The following is a 16472-nucleotide window of genomic DNA, read 5'->3' as shown; positions in this document are numbered from 1 at the left end:
TTAACAGCCGATAGCTCTACCACTGAGCTACTGCGGAATAATAAAATGGTGGGCCTAAGTGGACTCGAACCACCGACCTCACGCTTATCAGGCGTGCGCTCTAACCAGCTGAGCTATAGGCCCATAAAAAATTGGAGCGGGTGAAGGGAATCGAACCCTCATCATCAGCTTGGAAGGCTGAGGTTTTACCACTAAACTACACCCGCATGAATATTTGGAGGCGGCAACCGGATTTGAACCGGTGATAAAGGTTTTGCAGACCTCTGCCTTACCACTTGGCTATGCCGCCGTTGGCTGGGCTAGCTGGATTCGAACCAACGCATGTCGCAGTCAAAGTGCGATGCCTTACCGCTTGGCTATAGCCCAATAATATAAAGGGCGACTGATGGGAATCGAACCCACGAATGCCTGAACCACAATCAGGTGCGTTAACCACTTCGCCACAATCGCCATGCTTGAAATATCTTTGGCAGGGGCAGTAGGAATCGAACCCACACCAAAGGTTTTGGAGACCTTCGTTCTACCGTTAAACTATGCCCCTATGAAATTTTCTGTCTGGATTACTGTGCTCCGCTCTCGCTTCGCATAGTTTAAGGAGGATTATTTTACTCCGCTGTCGCTTTGTAAAAAATCTTGGTGGAGGGGGGCAGATTCGAACTGCCGAACCCGAAGGAGCGGATTTACAGTCCGCCGCGTTTAGCCACTTCGCTACCCCTCCAAATAAAATAAATACTTAAAGGTTCTTAAGTATAAATGGTGGCTCAGGACGGAATCGAACCGCCGACACATGGATTTTCAGTCCATTGCTCTACCAACTGAGCTACTGAGCCATATTATATAGAAGATTAAATTTTCAAATGACCATCAAAAGACAAATGGCGGTCCGGACGGGACTCGAACCCGCGACCTCCTGCGTGACAGGCAGGCATTCTAACCAACTGAACTACCGGACCAAAGCTTTTTGCGCCAGCAAAATAGGTTTCATAATTTGACGATAGTCAAAATAACTTTCATTATTTGCGCTAGCAAAATTGGTTTCATTACCTTCGCGACAGCGAAAATAACTATCCATACGTGACTCATTGAGAATTATCAACATCCTAATTCATATCCGAATCAAAAATGGTATTGCGGGGACAGGATTTGAACCTGCGACCTTCGGGTTATGAGCCCGACGAGCTACCGAACTGCTCCACCCCGCGACGATATAAAATAATTGAGTTCCTACTATCCAATTGTGCATCACGTAGAACCACCCCGACTTCAGTATACTTATTCAAGCTGCCGCTCAGTCGGTGCGCTGATGTGTACGCTCCGAAGATTATTCGGTCGTGCTCCACCCCGCGACGATATAAGTTAAAGGAATTATGGAGGAGGAAGGGGGATTCGAACCCCCGCGGGCTGTTACACCCCTGTCGGTTTTCAAGACCGATCCCTTCAGCCGGACTTGGGTATTCCTCCGTATAATGGACCCTGTAGGACTCGAACCTACGACCGGACGGTTATGAGCCGTCTGCTCTAACCAACTGAGCTAAGGGTCCTTATAAATTGTGCGTTATGTATTGAATAATAGCGGCGGAGGGGATCGAACCCCCGACCTCACGGGTATGAACCGTACGCTCTAGCCAGCTGAGCTACACCGCCATGAATCTAAAATGCAATTTGGTTTTACTGTAAAACCAATGTAGTTTGTTTACTTTTCGTAAAAAAACCTGGTGGAGCCTAGCGGGATCGAACCGCTGACCTCCTGCGTGCAAAGCAGGCGCTCTCCCAGCTGAGCTAAGGCCCCAAATGAAGTGGTCGGGAAGACAGGATTCGAACCTGCGACCCCTTGGTCCCAAACCAAGTGCTCTACCAAGCTGAGCTACTTCCCGATATATGGCGCGCCCGAGAGGAGTCGAACCCCTAACCTTTTGATCCGTAGTCAAACGCTCTATCCAATTGAGCTACGGGCGCTAAATGAGTTTATATTAACAGTAATTAGTTGTCGCACACTATGGATGATTATTTTGCTTCCGCAAAAAATCATGGTGCCGAGGACCGGAATCGAACCGGTACGGTAGTCACCTACCGCAGGATTTTAAGTCCTGTGCGTCTGCCAGTTCCGCCACCCCGGCAAGTTCTTGGAGCGGAAGACGGGATTCGAACCCGCGACCCCCACCTTGGCAAGGTGGTGTTCTACCACTGAACTACTTCCGCGAAATGAATGGTGCGGGTGAAGGGACTTGAACCCCCACGCCTCGCGGCGCCAGATCCTAAGTCTGGTGCGTCTGCCAATTCCGCCACACCCGCATGTATGATTTTTTGCTGCGCAAAAATCTTTGGTGAGCCATGAAGGATTCGAACCTTCGACCCTCTGATTAAAAGTCAGATGCTCTACCAACTGAGCTAATGGCTCAAATGAAATACCAAATGGTGCCGGCAAGAGGACTTGAACCCCCAACCTACTGATTACAAGTCAGTTGCTCTACCAGTTGAGCTACACCGGCATATTAAATGAACAAAAACGAAAATGGTGGAGGATGACGGGATCGAACCGCCGACCCTCTGCTTGTAAGGCAGATGCTCTCCCAGCTGAGCTAATCCTCCGTATTTATAAATCATTTAAAAAAAGAGTTGGTGACCCATACGGGATTCGAACCCGTGTTACCGCCGTGAAAGGGCGGTGTCTTAACCGCTTGACCAATGGGCCGTTTTCATGAATGTCCTCTTTAAGACATGTATTACTATATCATTTGATTTCGCAGAAGTCAACTTCTGATTCATAACTTTTTCAACTGCTTATCAAATCCATTTTTGTAAGCCGAAGAAGAATATACCACATCTTCAAACGACTAATCAATAGAAAAAAGAATATCTTCAAATAAAAAATAGATTGAATCTACGATCTCTCTTCTCTTGTAATAAATAGCTAATCAGTAAATGAATCTGAAACTACATAGGCGATCGCAACGTAATAATAGGTAGCATATGGGATTTTCTGTGACTCTGTCTGGAATTGCATCGAGTATATGGTTGTATTCGCAGCTGTCGGTGTAGCGGCCATACTGAACATATTGACACCCTGATTTCCCCCTTTATCACACCCCGATAGCATGCACGACCTATCCATATTATACATGAATCCGCACTAGTGGAATCTGGCAGCTTCAAATATTTCTTACACTTAATGAAGGGACTTTGTTTCTAAAGGTTTAAATAGGTAGAGGATATGACGATACCGTTAAATAAAAAAAGCAGCTACAAGAGCTGCATAAGTTTATCCCCATGATATTTAGATTTTTCACGAATTTTATTGAATTGGCTCATATCACTAGTCGCCTCAAGTTTATAGTTAAAACTGAAAAACCAAAACTTATGCCATTCTCTTTTAAAATTGCGTAACATAGAAACCCCTCCACATTATCAATTTTTCCCTGCATGTTTAGAATAGCAAAGTAGTGTAAAAAAACCATTAAAAGCATGTAAAGGTTTGTAAATATATCTTCCAGGAATATAGGAGATGTTGCCGTCATGGTAATAGTTCCTGTTAAATCACACATACTAAAATGCAACCTTACGTATGGGAAGGAAAACTACATGAATCGTAGACTTGGTGTTTTAATTTCTCTAATCATAATTTTCATTTTAATATTAACGCTTTATTGGAATGAATTTCGGGATATTGCAAATGAAAATATCAACCAAAGTGAATGGGTAGGCGTTTGGAACGCTAGTATGCAAGCGCCTTTTGAGGAGGGAGTTTCAGATATTGGATTTGAAGACCAAACGATTCGGATGATTATCCACCCCCGAGTAAAGGCCAATAAGATAAGACTCCGCCTATCCAATGTCTTTTCTGAAAAGCCATTGACCATGCAGGAGATACATGTGGCGATTTCACAAAAGGAATCTGAAATTGATAGTGGTACAGATCTCGAAGTGACATTTGAAGGAAAATCTAAAGTGACTATCCCTCCCGGTGAGAGAAAATTCAGTGATTCTATTTTATTGGAAGTGACAGATGATGAGGCTATTGCAGTAAGTATATATATGAAGGAAAAATCCGGACCTGTCACATGGCATCCTGTATCGATGCAAACAACCTATATTTCCAGTGGAAACCATGGTTCAACATCAGACTCTTCTGCATTTAACGAAAAAGTAAACGCATGGTTCTTGCTGGATGGAGTGGATGTGGCAGCTGATGATTCTTTAAAAGGCTCTATTGTGGTAATAGGTAGTTCCATCGCAAATGGGAATAAATCCACAGTCAATACAAATCGACGTTGGACTGATTATTTGGCAAGAAGACTGAAACAGGAACAATCAGAATTAACGGTTATGAATGCAGGGATTTCAGGCAATCAACTGATTAACAGTCGGCCCGATAATGGGGAAAATACCCTGACAAGGCTTCAGAGGGATGTTTTCAGTCAACAGGGGGTAAAAGCATTGATACTCCACCAGGGACTAAATGATATTAGACATTACCCAGAATATGATGCTGAAAAAATCATCGGAAGAATGAAAAAAATCATCGATTCCGCCCATGATCATGGCATAAAAATATATGGAGGTACCCTGACTCCTTTTAAAGGGTCTGGATTGTTCACACTACGAGGAGAAAAGACGCGCCTGGAAGTGAACCACTGGATAAGGACAAGCGTGGTATTTGATGGGGTAATCGACTTTGACAAAGCACTACGGGATCCCGGTGAACCTGAGTATTATATTAATAAATACGACTCGGGTGATCACCTCCATCCAAATGATGAAGGCTATAAGAAAATGGCTGATACTGTGGATCTTTCATTATTTAATTAAGGGGCGGAGGAAAAGTTCCCTCTTGCCCACACCTATTTGTTTATTCAGCTTGTTATTGCATCAACAATTCCTAGCTCAAGTTATCCTTATATGTTTACTAATGAATGTCATCCAACTTCATTTCATGATACCTTATTTGTTCCTGTAACTTCTTTTGAATCTGAGAGTCCAAACACCCTTCAAGCAAAATCCGGTTGTAGTGAACCCCCCAAAAATGCCATTTGCATTTCATTTGTACTAGCAACTGAGTCACCTTCATCTTCTCTCCTCCACTTCATAAATCGCAGGAGTCCGTTTCGAAAACTGGCAAGCATCGTCATTATGACTTTAGCCCCTATAGTTTTGCGTCACCACTTTTCAATGGTTTTGCCCTTATCGTACGAATTATGAAAGATTCCTTCATACTACATGCAATTAAACGATTAATTACACCTATATTTACACATGTCATTTATACTACTTTTGAATCGTATCACAATTTTTTATACTTGGTTCTAAATATGCCTAAAAGAATAAAAATGGTCTGTCATGACTATTATCCCTACATTTTCCTGTTCAAATCGACTGTAAAATAAGAGTAATAATTAAACAAACATTTATTTAATGAAATCATGTCAGAATTCATAGGGTTTAATCAACTAATCAATTGTTTGAGTAAAGATAAAAACCTCAACCTCATTTTCAAGGTTGAGGCCATTTTCCCATAAGGTTTGACCACTTACTTTTTCTTTTTATCTTCTTTATCTCTCTTGATTACGATAGTAGTCAAAGGATCCAACACCAGAGTATTTTGGGTTAATGTAAAACCAGACTTCTTAGTAACAGGGGTTGTTCCCGCTTCATCATTATCCACCACCACTATTCCTTTCGAAAGGTCATCATCTCCGATCGATAGAGTACGAGCTTTGTTATCCGCATTTACAAATACATAGTACTCACCCGTACCATCGGTGGATACATTCTTGTAGGCAAGCATCAAGTCTGTATCAGTGATTTCAGGGATATCCAGCAATGATACATTTTGATCAACCAGCTCCTTGTCCCCCAAACGGAACGCATTGGTTGATCTCCTTAACTTAATCAGTCCTTCTGTATATTCCCTTGTCGTTGTATTGACTTCGTATTTTTTCTTGTTCGTTGCTTTTTCCCAGTCAAATTTGTTGATGGCGTCGGATGAATCGTATGAATCGTGGATGAAGTATCCGAATGGGTCTCCATTTTCGTCCTCTAACTCATGATATTTCTGCTCGGGTATGCCCTCACCCAACCATTGTTTGGTTCTACCGTATTCCTGCCCCGCGTGGATAAATGCCGTTCCTTGTGATGTCAGAATCATTGAGTTCCCGAGGCGGATCCGCTTGTGAATTTCCAGATTATTCTCTGGAATGGCAGGGTCCTTTTTAATCGATTGAGCAATCACATCGTACAGGGGCAGGTTATCGTGTGCCGCGATGTATTGGACCATATCGCCAGGGTCGTCGTCAGCCGTGTTACCGGGTTGTCCTTTGATGTTGTTAAAAATGGTGTTAATGTCGCGAGCGCCACCCGTCAGGAATCGGGGCTCACCTTCTGAACCGAAGCCGGATTTCAGTTCGTTCCTGATTTCATCAGAGAAGACTCCCACGTCGTCGGTTTTATCCATCCAATCCTGGTCGGCTCCCATCCCTTCTAATGAAGGGTCGGATAAGTGACCGGCGAATGTTCTCCACCCTTCCCCGATGAACAGGGCGTCCGGGTTGATTTCAGCTGCTGCGTCGTATGCTTTCTGGACTGCCGGATAGCTTGCGTCACCCATCATATCAAAGCGCATGCCGTCGATCTTGTATTCGTCGAACCAGTATTTCACTGAATCCACCATCAGTTTTTCAGCCATGGTATGGTTGGTGGCCAGATTATTACCGAAGCCTCCGAGGAAGTTTCCTTGATCATCCTGGAAGGCATAATAGTTTGGTACGATGTCGTTCAATGTGCTTGTTTTTGCCATATGAGTGTAGACGACGTCAAGAACAACTCCCATCCCCTTATCATGAATCGCATCGATCAATCTCTTCGTTTCTTCGATGCGAAGTTGTGGATCGGTAGCATCCTCTGAATACGCACCATCAGGAGAAAAGTAGCTGTGAGGATCATATCCCCAGTTGTACTCATTGCCCCCTGCGGAATATTCAAGCTCCCGTTCCCCCATCTTCGTTTCGTCGCCGTAGTACCAGGCCATGATTGGAAGCAGTTGAACATGGGTCACACCCATTGACTTGATGTAATCAAGCTTTTTGATGAAGGCATCATACGTGCCCCATCTTTCCTTCTTCAAATCCTTCTCGATGGACGGGTCGGATGTGAAGTCTCGGACGTGGATTTCGTAAATGACCGCATCTTCCCGTTTTTCATAGCCGTCGATGGAGGCATGAGTGAATTTCTTAGGGTCCGTCCCTTTCAAGTCGACGATTGCCGCCTTTCCGACGTTATCGCCATCCTGTCCTGCTTCACCTTCTGTATTGACGGTGAAGGCAGCCATGGATTTGGCATACGGATCCAGTACTTTTTTCGTTATGCCTTCATTGGTTACTTCGTATTGATAGTAAAAGCCTTTTAAATCTTTCACTTTAAGGTCTTTCGCTTTCAATTCAGTTGACCAGACGCCTTTTTCACCTAACGTCATTCCGACTTTTCCGATTAATGTCCTGGCATCTTTTTTATGATAAATATTCACGATCACCTTGCTCGCTTTTGGTGCCCATAGTTTTAAAGTGGCATTTCCTTTTTTGTATGTGGCACCGAGGTCGTCTCCATTGTATGCATACTTGTTATCAAGCAGTCTCCAGCCGGCCGCTGCTGAAACGGTTCTGCCTGAGTAGGTAATGGATAATGGTAGTTTATTCAGATCCAATTCTGCTTTCACTTCCACCGTTTTATCACCGGTGATCTTGACGCTGTTCACGGTTACGTTCTCTTCGTCCTTATCCTTGACGGTTATACCAGTCATGAGATCTTCTTCTGTCAAACCATCTGTCATTGTAAAATTCAATTGGATGGTGTCATCCGAAATGACTTCAGATGAAACCAATCCAGTCGCCACATCTCCATGTGGAGAAATGAAGACGTTATCCTCGCCTTCCTTCACCCAAAGTTGATCATATTTATTGAGCAGGTTGAAGGTTTTGTCTCCTCCGTCCTTCTCCCCTGTTGCCTCATTCAACACAAGGAAGCCGATCTGTTTGGCTGCTTCGTTCAATTCGACATCCACGTAGCCGCCATATCGATCCTTTTTTGAAAAATCCAGGGCGCCAGTCGGCCAGTTCTCTGTCGGAGATTTCACATCTCCCCACGTCCATAGACCGAAGTTCTCATAGTTCCCGTCTTCGCGGTCATAGTGGATACGTACCGTGTTCGCAGGCAGATCAACCGGCTCGAACGTAGACACCTTATCCGATCCTTGCTCGATCCAAATTTCGTTTATCTCAGAAGAAGTGATCGTGAAGGTTTTGTCTCCACCATCTTTACCTGCATCTCCTTTGGTCACATCCATGACAAGGAATCCAATGTTTTTTGCACCCTCTGCAAGAGGTACATCAATGTATCCCCCGTAGCTGTCTGTTTTCTCGAACATCGTTGCTCCTGTCGGCCAGTTAGCCGATGGTGAGGCCACATCATTCCATAGCCAGGCACCGAAGTTTTCGTAGTTTCCGTCTGTGCGGTTGTAGTGGATTCTGATGTTGTTTTCGGGTACTGGTTCCGGGTCTGTTCCTCCGCCTGAACCAGCAACAGCGCCCGTTATCTTCCCGCCTTCAACCGTCAGCAATGCTGTACCGCCGTCTGCTTTGGAGGGCAGGGTCAATGTTACTTCACCCGCTCCAGCAGGAGTATAAGTTTCACCAGAATAAGCGTTGCTCACGACAGCATCAGGAGAATCTACAGTCACCGTGATCTCTTTCGCTTCGTCCGCCACGTTTAAACCTACGTATACAGAGTCGTCTTTATAGTCACGGGAGAACAAGAGGAACTTGTCGCTATTCGAACCGCCGACTGTGTGTCTCTCACCTTTTGCAAACACATCCGAATGCGCCCCCCTGAAGTTCAGGATTTTTGAATAGTGATCTAGCACATCATTATTCTCAACATTACTCCAGTCCAGGTCATAGCGGTTATCGTACTGAGGATAATTATTCGCACCGCTCTGACCCAGCTCTTCACCGTAGTAAATGACCGGCTGTCCTTTCGATGTTGCCTGAAGGGAGGCGGCGAGCTTCAGCTTACCCTTATCTCCGTCCAATGAATACAGGAACCCGTCTTCATCATGGCTTCCTAAAAATTGTCCCAGCGTTGCTGTGTTATCGATCTTTCCGTTTCGGGCCGTCAGTTTATCATTAGCCGCTTTCAGGTTGCCGTTCACAAATTCACGGGCGACATCCTTGAATCCGAAGTCGAGGAGGGAATCCATCATTCCCGTATCAAGGTAGCCATAGTCATTGTCGGCACTTGCACCCCACGCTTCCCCGATCATTTTGTGCTCCGGCATTTTTTCCGTGATGGCGTTTTTAAAGGCCATCCACGTGGCGTCTTCTACATGCTTCACCGTATCGACACGGAAATAGTCGATGGTGTTGCCTTTATCCGTTTTCGCTTTCTCAATCCAATCGGTTTGCCAGTCGATGATCTGCTGACGAACATCCGGGTCTTCTGTGATGACGTCAGGAAGTCCGGCCAGTTCACCGACCACTTCGTCTGTACCAACACTGCCCTGACGAAGGATATCACCGTACTTTTCACGCTCGGCGTCGGTCGGATAGCCTGCAGGACGTTGATCCTCAGGCAACTCGCCATCGATCTCTTTCAGTCCATAACCGGTATGGTTCAGCACGACATCCACCATGATCTTAATCCCACGGTCATGGGCCTCATCAATCAGGTTATGGAAATCGTCCATGGATCCAAAGTGAGGATTGAGTTCCCCGAAGTTGCTCGCCCAGTAGCCGTGGTATCCGAAATATGTCTCTCCATCTTCTCCTTGTCGTACATCATACTTGATGTTTTCCACAACCGGACTGATCCAGATCGTGTTCACACCGAGCTTATCAAGGTAATCGAGCTTTTCCGTGATTCCTTGAAAATCCCCGCCTTGATACGTTCCGCGTTTGCTTTTATCATAATTCAAATCATAAGGATCATCATTCGATGTATCCCCGTTAAAGAACCGGTCTGTCAGCATGAAATAGATGATCGACTCATCCCAATCAAGGTCGGAATCGCCGACAGACTGTCTCGATTTCACTTCGATTTCAGTACTTCCCTTATAAACGTTTCCGTAAGAATCCACTGCAGTTAACGGAAGGGTTTTGGTTCCTGCCGTAATGTCGTCATCAACAGAAAGGGTCACTTCATTTAGTGATGGATCGATTTCAAGCTTCTCGGATCCGCCTAATGAAGAAACGTCCGCTGTGATCTTTTGAATCTCTAAACCATCTGTCAATCCTTCAATCTCAACACTTAAGACAGCGTTTTCATTATAATCCACAGTTGCAGGAGCCACTGAACCCGTTACCGCGAGATCGGCTTTTTGGAAATCAAGAACCGATTTTCCATCAACGGTATTGTACGGATCACTCACTTCCGTCGTCACGCCATCTTTTGTCACTAAAAAGGTATACTCATTTTTTCCATTCGGGATGTTATCGAATGGGAGGATGAAGCGCTCATTCTCCGGCTCATAGGTCATTTCCTTTGTCTCTCCGTTATACTTTAGCTGTACCTTTTCAATCGTGTCCATTTGATCATTTTTGAAAAGGTCCTTGTCACGATAGTAGAATGTCGCATCCCCTTGATCGATGACCGGAGCCGAACCATCCGGAACGATGCGGATTTCCTCAACACCGCTAGTTATGTAGGCCTTGGTGAGGGAGTCGTTCTTGTTCACTTTAATGAAACGGTCGCCGGATTCCTTCTCCGCCGTGTCCCAATCCTGGGTACTGCGCAGAACAAATCCGAACTGCTCCGTTTCAGGTGCGACGGCAATGTTGGCTATCGCCACTCCGTTTTCGTAGGAGTCGAAGTTGATTTGATCATCCTTCACCCCCGTATTCCAGGCCCAGATGTTCCAGCCATCATAATGTTGATCTTCACGGGTATAGGTGAAACGCACCGTGCGATCATTAGTATCGGTTGAGTCAACCGTAGCATTTCCATCAGCCACAGCAGAAGCTGCCGGTGCAAGTGGTGACCACAGACTGATCAACATCATTAATGTCATAAAAATCGAGAACCGGCGCTTAGTTCCTTTTCCCATTCATGTTTCCCCCTCTTCAATTGAATTAATAGAATAATAGTAGTCCTCTAGGGTGAATTGCGGAAACGCTTGCACAAGTGAATAAAAAAATGTGAGGTGACTCTCGAGGTAGTTTTTCGAACTGATGCAACCGCTTGCAATATTCTGTCTATTCCATTTTACAATAGATGGATTGAGGGTGGCTATATGACAAATGGGGTATTTTTTACTATGTTTGTAGACTTAGTAACTGTTCTTCTAGGTCGCGCCAAACAGGAAGCATAGGGACGGTTCTTTTGCTTCCAAAGTTCCGAAATGTGGTCAAAAAGGAAGCACGAGAACCGTCCCCCCGCTTCTACCCCCGCTTCTATTGTTGCCCTTTACTCATAAACAAATAAAACGCCCTGTACACATTTGCAGGACGTTCCAATGTAGAGGTTATTATCTATCAATTAAATGACAAAGCTCCCATTAAATTAGAAGAGTCCGGTTTTTCTCAATTCCTCTTCTACCGCTCCTGCCAGTGTCCTGGAATACAGTGTCGAAATATGATGATAGTCCCGATACACCAATACGTTCCCAACGACAGGTGGGCAGGTGCCGTCTTGACAGAAATACTCCGACAAATCAGCGAATGTGACATTACCGGGGATTCCGTCCGTATTCTCCCAGGGTACTGCTCCGGATAATACTTGATCCCTTGGAACCGAACAATCCTCGATGCCCCTTTCTTCCACACATTGCGGCGGATCGCCTTCCATCGCCGGGTTGTCACGGACGGCAAAGATATGGGTGATGCCGTCGAGTTTTTTCCATTGATGGAGATACCCTTGGGGCACCGTGTCCCCGTCCGCCACGTTCGCTGTTGTAAATAAGATATCAGGCGGGTTTGACTTCAGCATCTCCAGTATCTTCTTATTCCAATCCATGCACGACTCATTCAACAGCCCGTCAAAATCGTCTTCCGAGAACCGGCATGCATCTTTGTTGTAGATATCGATTTGAATGTTCATCTTGCGGGACAGCTCTTCCAGTGCAGGGAACCAGTGTCCCGAATGAGAACCGCCGACGAGGGCGATCGTATATTCGGGCTGGTCCGTTTCTCCCCGTGAGCAGACGGTCACTTTAGCATCCCCCATATTCGAGAAGCATTCGGGATCCTCATAAAAGGAAGGCAAGTCCTCTTTAACAGACAGGGCTGACGGTACGGGATCCTTGTCCGGATAAGATTCCAAGCCTTCGGAAATGGCCCGTGCACCCGGATACTCTTTCAAATTATATTGTTGCTGACCCTGATCTTTCACATATAAAGCCCATACGGTATTCACACATAACAATGGAAGAATCAGGCCCAATAATACCGATGCCAGTCTTTTTTTGGACTGTTTAACACTGATTTTCCGTACGGGGGTTTCAAGAATTTTAACCGAGAGGAACGAGAGCACAAAAGCACTGGCGATGATGGCAAGACCCCCTGATACAGCTACGGTTTCCACGCCAAAATAGCTGTAATAGAAAATCAACAGCGGCCAATGCCACAAGTAGAAACCATATGATATCCCGCCAAAAAACAAGAATGGCTTAGATCCGAGCAACCTGTCCACGCCAAATCGTGCAGAGTTCTCCGTTGCAATGATGATCAAACTCACCCCGGTAGTAGGCAGAAGGGCCGCATATCCCGGGAAAACAGTAGAAACGGGCAGAAGGATTCCCGTAAAACAGATGACAGCCAATCCGATCCAGCCTATCACCACACTCACAGACTTCCTGAACGTCAAATAAGGAATGAGCAGTGCCAGAACCCCTCCCAAACTGAACTCCCATACACGTGCCAGCGTATCAAAATACGCCCAAGGCTGATTCACTGCAGTCTTGTAAACGGAATAGGAAATGGAAATGGTGAAGAGACCGATCAGGACACCCAATAATGTCTTTCTGACCGGTGTTTTCAGCACCTTTTTCGCCAGTAGAAACGAGAAAAAAATGACGAAAGGCCAAGTGAGGTAAAACTGCCCCTGCAAGGACAGCGCCCAAAAATGCTGCAGGGGGCTTGCCTGGTTATTCTGAGCAAGATAATCCACCGCACTGCTGGCCAAATACCAATTCTGAACATAAAAGGCGGACGAAAACACCTCGGCAATGATCTGCTTCCACTGCACCTGAGGCATGATAAAAATAGAACCCACAACCGTAAACAACAGAACTGTAAACGCGAGGGGGAATAATCTCCTGGCAAGCCCGAGCCAATATTCAAATAGGTTGATACGTCCAACCCTCTCCATCTTTGCCAATAATGAGGTGGTGATCAGATAACCCGACACAATAAAGAACACATCCACCCCGCCAGAAACCGACCCGATCCATATATGATAGATGGCCACCAAAAAGGCGGCTACCGTTCTGACACCCTCTAATTCAGGTCGGAACTTTTTTTCCGGTGATCGTAAATCCATTCTAACGTCCTCCCATACAAACGAGTTATCATTCCAGTATTTCTGTTAAGAACTCTCTTTAAGCATGATTTCTCCCTATTGTAATGGAGGAGTGTAAATGGTTTACGACAAGAACATTAGAATACTGTAAAATTCTCCATAAAACTTGTCGAAAAATATTGTTTCATGACGCTTCTAAAATCTATTTCCTTTTATTCAACAGATTATTATAATCATATAAGGAATAATATCCCTATACTTATAGATTCTTGAAGGAGAATGAACATGATCACGAAAAAAACGCTGACCGCCTCCATTCTGGCAACATCTCTAGTATTTTCCAGCAGTGCGCTCTTACAGCCGCAACATTCTGTACTTGCTGCCCAAACCATCAACTATCAGCTTGAGCTGAACCAATTCGCCGCTCATTATGCGAAAATCATCCGTACGTTGGAAAACTATACGACGAAGATCGATGGGGCCAAATCTGAAAAAGAACAGATGAAACTGTACGATGAGTATTTGGCCTACTTCGATGGGGCGTTGGAGAAAGAGGCACCGGTCAATCCTTCCAATCAAGGAATCGCAGACATGGATGAATACATTTATAACAGTTTAATAGAAGTATATAATTCCGAAATCGATACCATCGACTACTTAAATGGCGACTTGTCAGAACACGACTACTCCATTGCGATGAATGATATGGAAGTCAACGTCGAGAATCTGGAGAAACAGTTCAAACAAGTAGCTATGACGTATCAATCAAAACGTCACATCACGTTCAGTAACGACATGTATTATCTCTTGGGAGAAACGCCTCCCGTCAAAGCAGACGCGACGGGTACGTACAAAGTGAAAAGCGGCGACACTCTTTCTGCTATCGCTAAGAAATATAAAACGTCCGTCAGTCAATTGAAGAAAATCAACCATTTGAAGAGCGACCGCATCTATGTCGGACAAGTACTGAAGGTCTCCGGTTCCTCTACGGCCCCTTCCAAAAATGAGCCTGCTGCACAAAAGACCACAAGTTATAAAGTGAAGAAAGGGGACACCCTCTCTGCCATTGCCAAGAAATATAAGACATCCATCAGCAATTTAAAGAAAATCAACCATCTGACCAGTGACCGCATCTATGTCGGACAAGTGTTGAAGGTTTCAGGATCTGCACCAGCTCCTGCCAAAAATGAGTCCACTTCACCTTCCAAGACGACATACAAAGTAAAAAAAGGCGATACTCTATCCGTGATCGCCAAGAAATATCAAACAACCGTAAGCAGCCTGAAGAAGCTCAACAATCTAAAGGGAGATATCATCTACGTTGGACAGGCTCTGAAAGTCGCGGGGGCAACACCATCCAAAGATAAAAACACTGCCCCTGCTAAAGTCACAACACATACGGTGAGAAAAGGGGACACCCTTTCCGCCATCGCAAAAAAATATAAAACGTCGGTTTCGAAATTGAAGAAGGCGAACAAATTAATCAGTGATCGGATTTATGTGGGGGAAGTGTTGAAGGTTCAATAAGAGGAGATTAGAAAAGAAGCAAGTAGTGGTTACTTGCTTCTTTTCTATATCTCCTGAATATGATTTCATGAGTACCGTAATGGTACAAATAGCCATGTTCACAAAACACGTTTACCTAAGCAGCCTCCCCCGCTTCAACAGCAGCCGATCTGCGCCTGAGCCATCTGGCTCCTGTTAAAGAAAGAATGCCGAGGAAGGTCAGGGTGACCAGAGAGATCGTCCCCCCTTTTTGATACGGAAGATCTGTATAGTACCCATGTGTTTCATCAGAAAGCCCTTTTATCCATTGCGTCTCCAGCTCATCCTTTGTACCAAGCGTGAATTCACTTGCCTTGATGACCCCATTTTCGTTGATGCTGAAGGTCTTATACTTCGCAGGCTCCGAATCCGGAGTCTTTTTCAACGCAATGATGAATGACTCCTTGCCCGTTTCCTTTTCCACCATCACCTTATATTGAATGGCCTCATCAAACGCACCCATACCCTCACGACCGGAGTCCACGTGAAACCCTTTAAGCTTGGCTTCCGGTTCATCCTTCACCTCAAAGAGGATATTGCCGCTCTTCTTACCCGATTCCTCATCTTCCTCGAGAAACGTATTCAACTTCACCCCATGAAACACCTGAACCGGATCCACCACTCCATCTTCCTTTAATGAACTATATTCATAATCCTTCTCGAATGTATTCTGATAGAAGGTCTCCCTGACGCTTTGAACCAGAAAATAAAGAACGATGGAGAGCAATATTAATCCTATAATTGAAAGTAGACCACTTGCATAGATAAGACGTTTTGTTTTACTGAAATTCATGGGTTCCTTCCTTCCTTTCTTTTACAGATCTTGTGAAATAATAGTAGATATGTATTTATTCTAGTTTTAAGGGAAAATACCTTTTGGGGAGGGGTAAAAAGGGGATGATTTGGGTAGGAAGGATAGAATGTTTTTTCATTCATACCGGTTAAGTGAAGAATAGCATTCATAGAGAGTAAATCAAGTTATTCTAAATTAGAAGAAGTTTACTAGATGATCCATCAAAAAACCTATGGAGTTTCGCCACATAGGTTATGAAATGAGCGGTAGATTTGGCAGTGGGTAGCCCCACGTATAAAAAAACCTTGAATGACATTACTCGGAGTACTTCTATGCCCGGTACTTGGCCGACTTGGAGCTGCAATATATTTCCCAGTAGGCAATATTTTATTCCCATTCGGATCTACATCATAATGCCCCGTCGGATCAACATAATTGATCGGGTTATTGCTCGTATACGTATACAGATGCTGTGTCCACGGGTCAAATGCGTTCCCGGAATACGTATCTTGTGAAATGAATCGCCCTGTGTCAGAACTGTAGTATCGGGCGTTCATATAGTGAAGACCGGTGGAAGGCACCGGTGAATTTCACTTCATTATGGAATGTCTTGTCGCCGACCTCCTTGATGTTTCCA

At 44.8% G+C, this 16472-nt stretch carries 7 protein-coding genes, 23 tRNA genes and 1 riboswitch; of the genes, 2 read left to right on the top strand and 28 right to left on the bottom strand.

Annotation, left to right across the window (positions count from 1 at the left end; genetic code table 11):
- Window positions 1-46: 46 nt before the first annotated feature.
- The 24 genes from BAA9072_RS21970 to BAA9072_RS21855 form a co-directional block, all read right to left on the bottom strand.
- Window positions 47-123: transfer RNA gene (locus tag BAA9072_RS21970), tRNA-Ile, on the bottom strand.
- A gap of 9 nt (window positions 124-132) precedes the next feature.
- Window positions 133-206, bottom strand: a tRNA-Gly gene (locus tag BAA9072_RS21965).
- A gap of 9 nt (window positions 207-215) precedes the next feature.
- Window positions 216-289, bottom strand: a tRNA-Cys gene (locus tag BAA9072_RS21960).
- Window positions 290-291: 2 nt separating this feature from the next.
- A tRNA-Gln gene (locus BAA9072_RS21955) sits at window positions 292-366 on the bottom strand.
- Window positions 367-377: 11 nt separating this feature from the next.
- A tRNA-His gene (locus BAA9072_RS21950) sits at window positions 378-450 on the bottom strand.
- 17 nt (window positions 451-467) lie between these two features.
- Window positions 468-541: transfer RNA gene (locus BAA9072_RS21945), tRNA-Trp, on the bottom strand.
- A 93-nt stretch (window positions 542-634) separates the two neighbouring features.
- Window positions 635-718 (bottom strand) — tRNA-Tyr (locus BAA9072_RS21940).
- Between the two features lie 36 nt (window positions 719-754).
- Window positions 755-830: transfer RNA gene (locus BAA9072_RS21935), tRNA-Phe, on the bottom strand.
- 46 nt (window positions 831-876) lie between these two features.
- Window positions 877-953: transfer RNA gene (locus BAA9072_RS21930), tRNA-Asp, on the bottom strand.
- Between the two features lie 175 nt (window positions 954-1128).
- A tRNA-Met gene (locus BAA9072_RS21925) sits at window positions 1129-1202 on the bottom strand.
- A gap of 166 nt (window positions 1203-1368) precedes the next feature.
- Window positions 1369-1461: transfer RNA gene (locus BAA9072_RS21920), tRNA-Ser, on the bottom strand.
- A 6-nt stretch (window positions 1462-1467) separates the two neighbouring features.
- A tRNA-Ile gene (locus tag BAA9072_RS21915) sits at window positions 1468-1541 on the bottom strand.
- A gap of 29 nt (window positions 1542-1570) precedes the next feature.
- Window positions 1571-1644, bottom strand: a tRNA-Met gene (locus tag BAA9072_RS21910).
- Between the two features lie 69 nt (window positions 1645-1713).
- Window positions 1714-1789: transfer RNA gene (locus tag BAA9072_RS21905), tRNA-Ala, on the bottom strand.
- An 8-nt stretch (window positions 1790-1797) separates the two neighbouring features.
- Window positions 1798-1874 (bottom strand) — tRNA-Pro (locus BAA9072_RS21900).
- 5 nt (window positions 1875-1879) lie between these two features.
- A tRNA-Arg gene (locus tag BAA9072_RS21895) sits at window positions 1880-1956 on the bottom strand.
- 72 nt (window positions 1957-2028) lie between these two features.
- Window positions 2029-2117, bottom strand: a tRNA-Leu gene (locus tag BAA9072_RS21890).
- A gap of 7 nt (window positions 2118-2124) precedes the next feature.
- Window positions 2125-2199, bottom strand: a tRNA-Gly gene (locus BAA9072_RS21885).
- 8 nt (window positions 2200-2207) lie between these two features.
- Window positions 2208-2292 (bottom strand) — tRNA-Leu (locus BAA9072_RS21880).
- Between the two features lie 30 nt (window positions 2293-2322).
- Window positions 2323-2398 (bottom strand) — tRNA-Lys (locus tag BAA9072_RS21875).
- A gap of 15 nt (window positions 2399-2413) precedes the next feature.
- Window positions 2414-2489 (bottom strand) — tRNA-Thr (locus tag BAA9072_RS21870).
- 24 nt (window positions 2490-2513) lie between these two features.
- Window positions 2514-2589, bottom strand: a tRNA-Val gene (locus BAA9072_RS21865).
- A gap of 28 nt (window positions 2590-2617) precedes the next feature.
- A tRNA-Glu gene (locus tag BAA9072_RS21860) sits at window positions 2618-2692 on the bottom strand.
- A 219-nt stretch (window positions 2693-2911) separates the two neighbouring features.
- Window positions 2912-3055 (bottom strand): hypothetical protein, encoded by a 144-nt coding sequence (locus BAA9072_RS21855; protein ID WP_201716728.1) that lies wholly within the window; start codon window positions 3053-3055, stop codon window positions 2912-2914.
- A 524-nt stretch (window positions 3056-3579) separates the two neighbouring features.
- Between BAA9072_RS21855 and BAA9072_RS21850 the strand changes: the two genes are divergently transcribed.
- On the top strand, window positions 3580-4806 hold the full coding sequence (locus BAA9072_RS21850; protein WP_201716727.1) for an SGNH/GDSL hydrolase family protein: 1227 nt from the start codon (window positions 3580-3582) through the stop codon (window positions 4804-4806).
- 295 nt (window positions 4807-5101) lie between these two features.
- A riboswitch (cyclic di-GMP riboswitch) is annotated at window positions 5102-5187 on the bottom strand.
- 337 nt (window positions 5188-5524) lie between these two features.
- Here BAA9072_RS21850 and BAA9072_RS21845 read toward each other — a convergent pair.
- On the bottom strand, window positions 5525-11086 hold the full coding sequence (locus BAA9072_RS21845; RefSeq protein ID WP_201716726.1) for a pullulanase: 5562 nt from the start codon (window positions 11084-11086) through the stop codon (window positions 5525-5527).
- A 455-nt stretch (window positions 11087-11541) separates the two neighbouring features.
- Window positions 11542-13518 carry an acyltransferase family protein gene (locus BAA9072_RS21840; protein WP_201716725.1) on the bottom strand — a complete coding sequence of 659 codons (1977 nt, stop codon included), beginning with the start codon at window positions 13516-13518 and terminating at the stop codon, window positions 11542-11544.
- Between the two features lie 264 nt (window positions 13519-13782).
- Here BAA9072_RS21840 and BAA9072_RS21835 point away from each other — a divergent pair, with 264 nt between their 5' ends.
- Window positions 13783-15024, top strand: a complete 1242-nt coding sequence (locus BAA9072_RS21835; protein WP_201716724.1) for a LysM peptidoglycan-binding domain-containing protein — start codon at window positions 13783-13785, stop codon at window positions 15022-15024.
- A gap of 115 nt (window positions 15025-15139) precedes the next feature.
- Here BAA9072_RS21835 and BAA9072_RS21830 read toward each other — a convergent pair whose 3' ends face one another.
- Both BAA9072_RS21830 and BAA9072_RS21825 read right to left on the bottom strand, forming a co-directional pair.
- Window positions 15140-15835 carry a hypothetical protein gene (locus BAA9072_RS21830; protein WP_201716723.1) on the bottom strand — a complete coding sequence of 232 codons (696 nt, stop codon included), beginning with the start codon at window positions 15833-15835 and terminating at the stop codon, window positions 15140-15142.
- A 230-nt stretch (window positions 15836-16065) separates the two neighbouring features.
- On the bottom strand, window positions 16066-16416 hold the full coding sequence (locus BAA9072_RS21825; RefSeq protein WP_201716722.1) for an RHS repeat-associated core domain-containing protein: 351 nt from the start codon (window positions 16414-16416) through the stop codon (window positions 16066-16068).
- Between the last annotated feature and the right edge of the window lie 56 nt (window positions 16417-16472).

Origin of the sequence: Rossellomorea arthrocnemi (assembly GCF_904424705.1) — a bacterium.
Lineage (GTDB): Bacteria > Bacillota > Bacilli > Bacillales > Bacillaceae_B > Rossellomorea > Rossellomorea arthrocnemi.
This window is presented reverse-complemented; position numbering and strand designations above follow the sequence as displayed.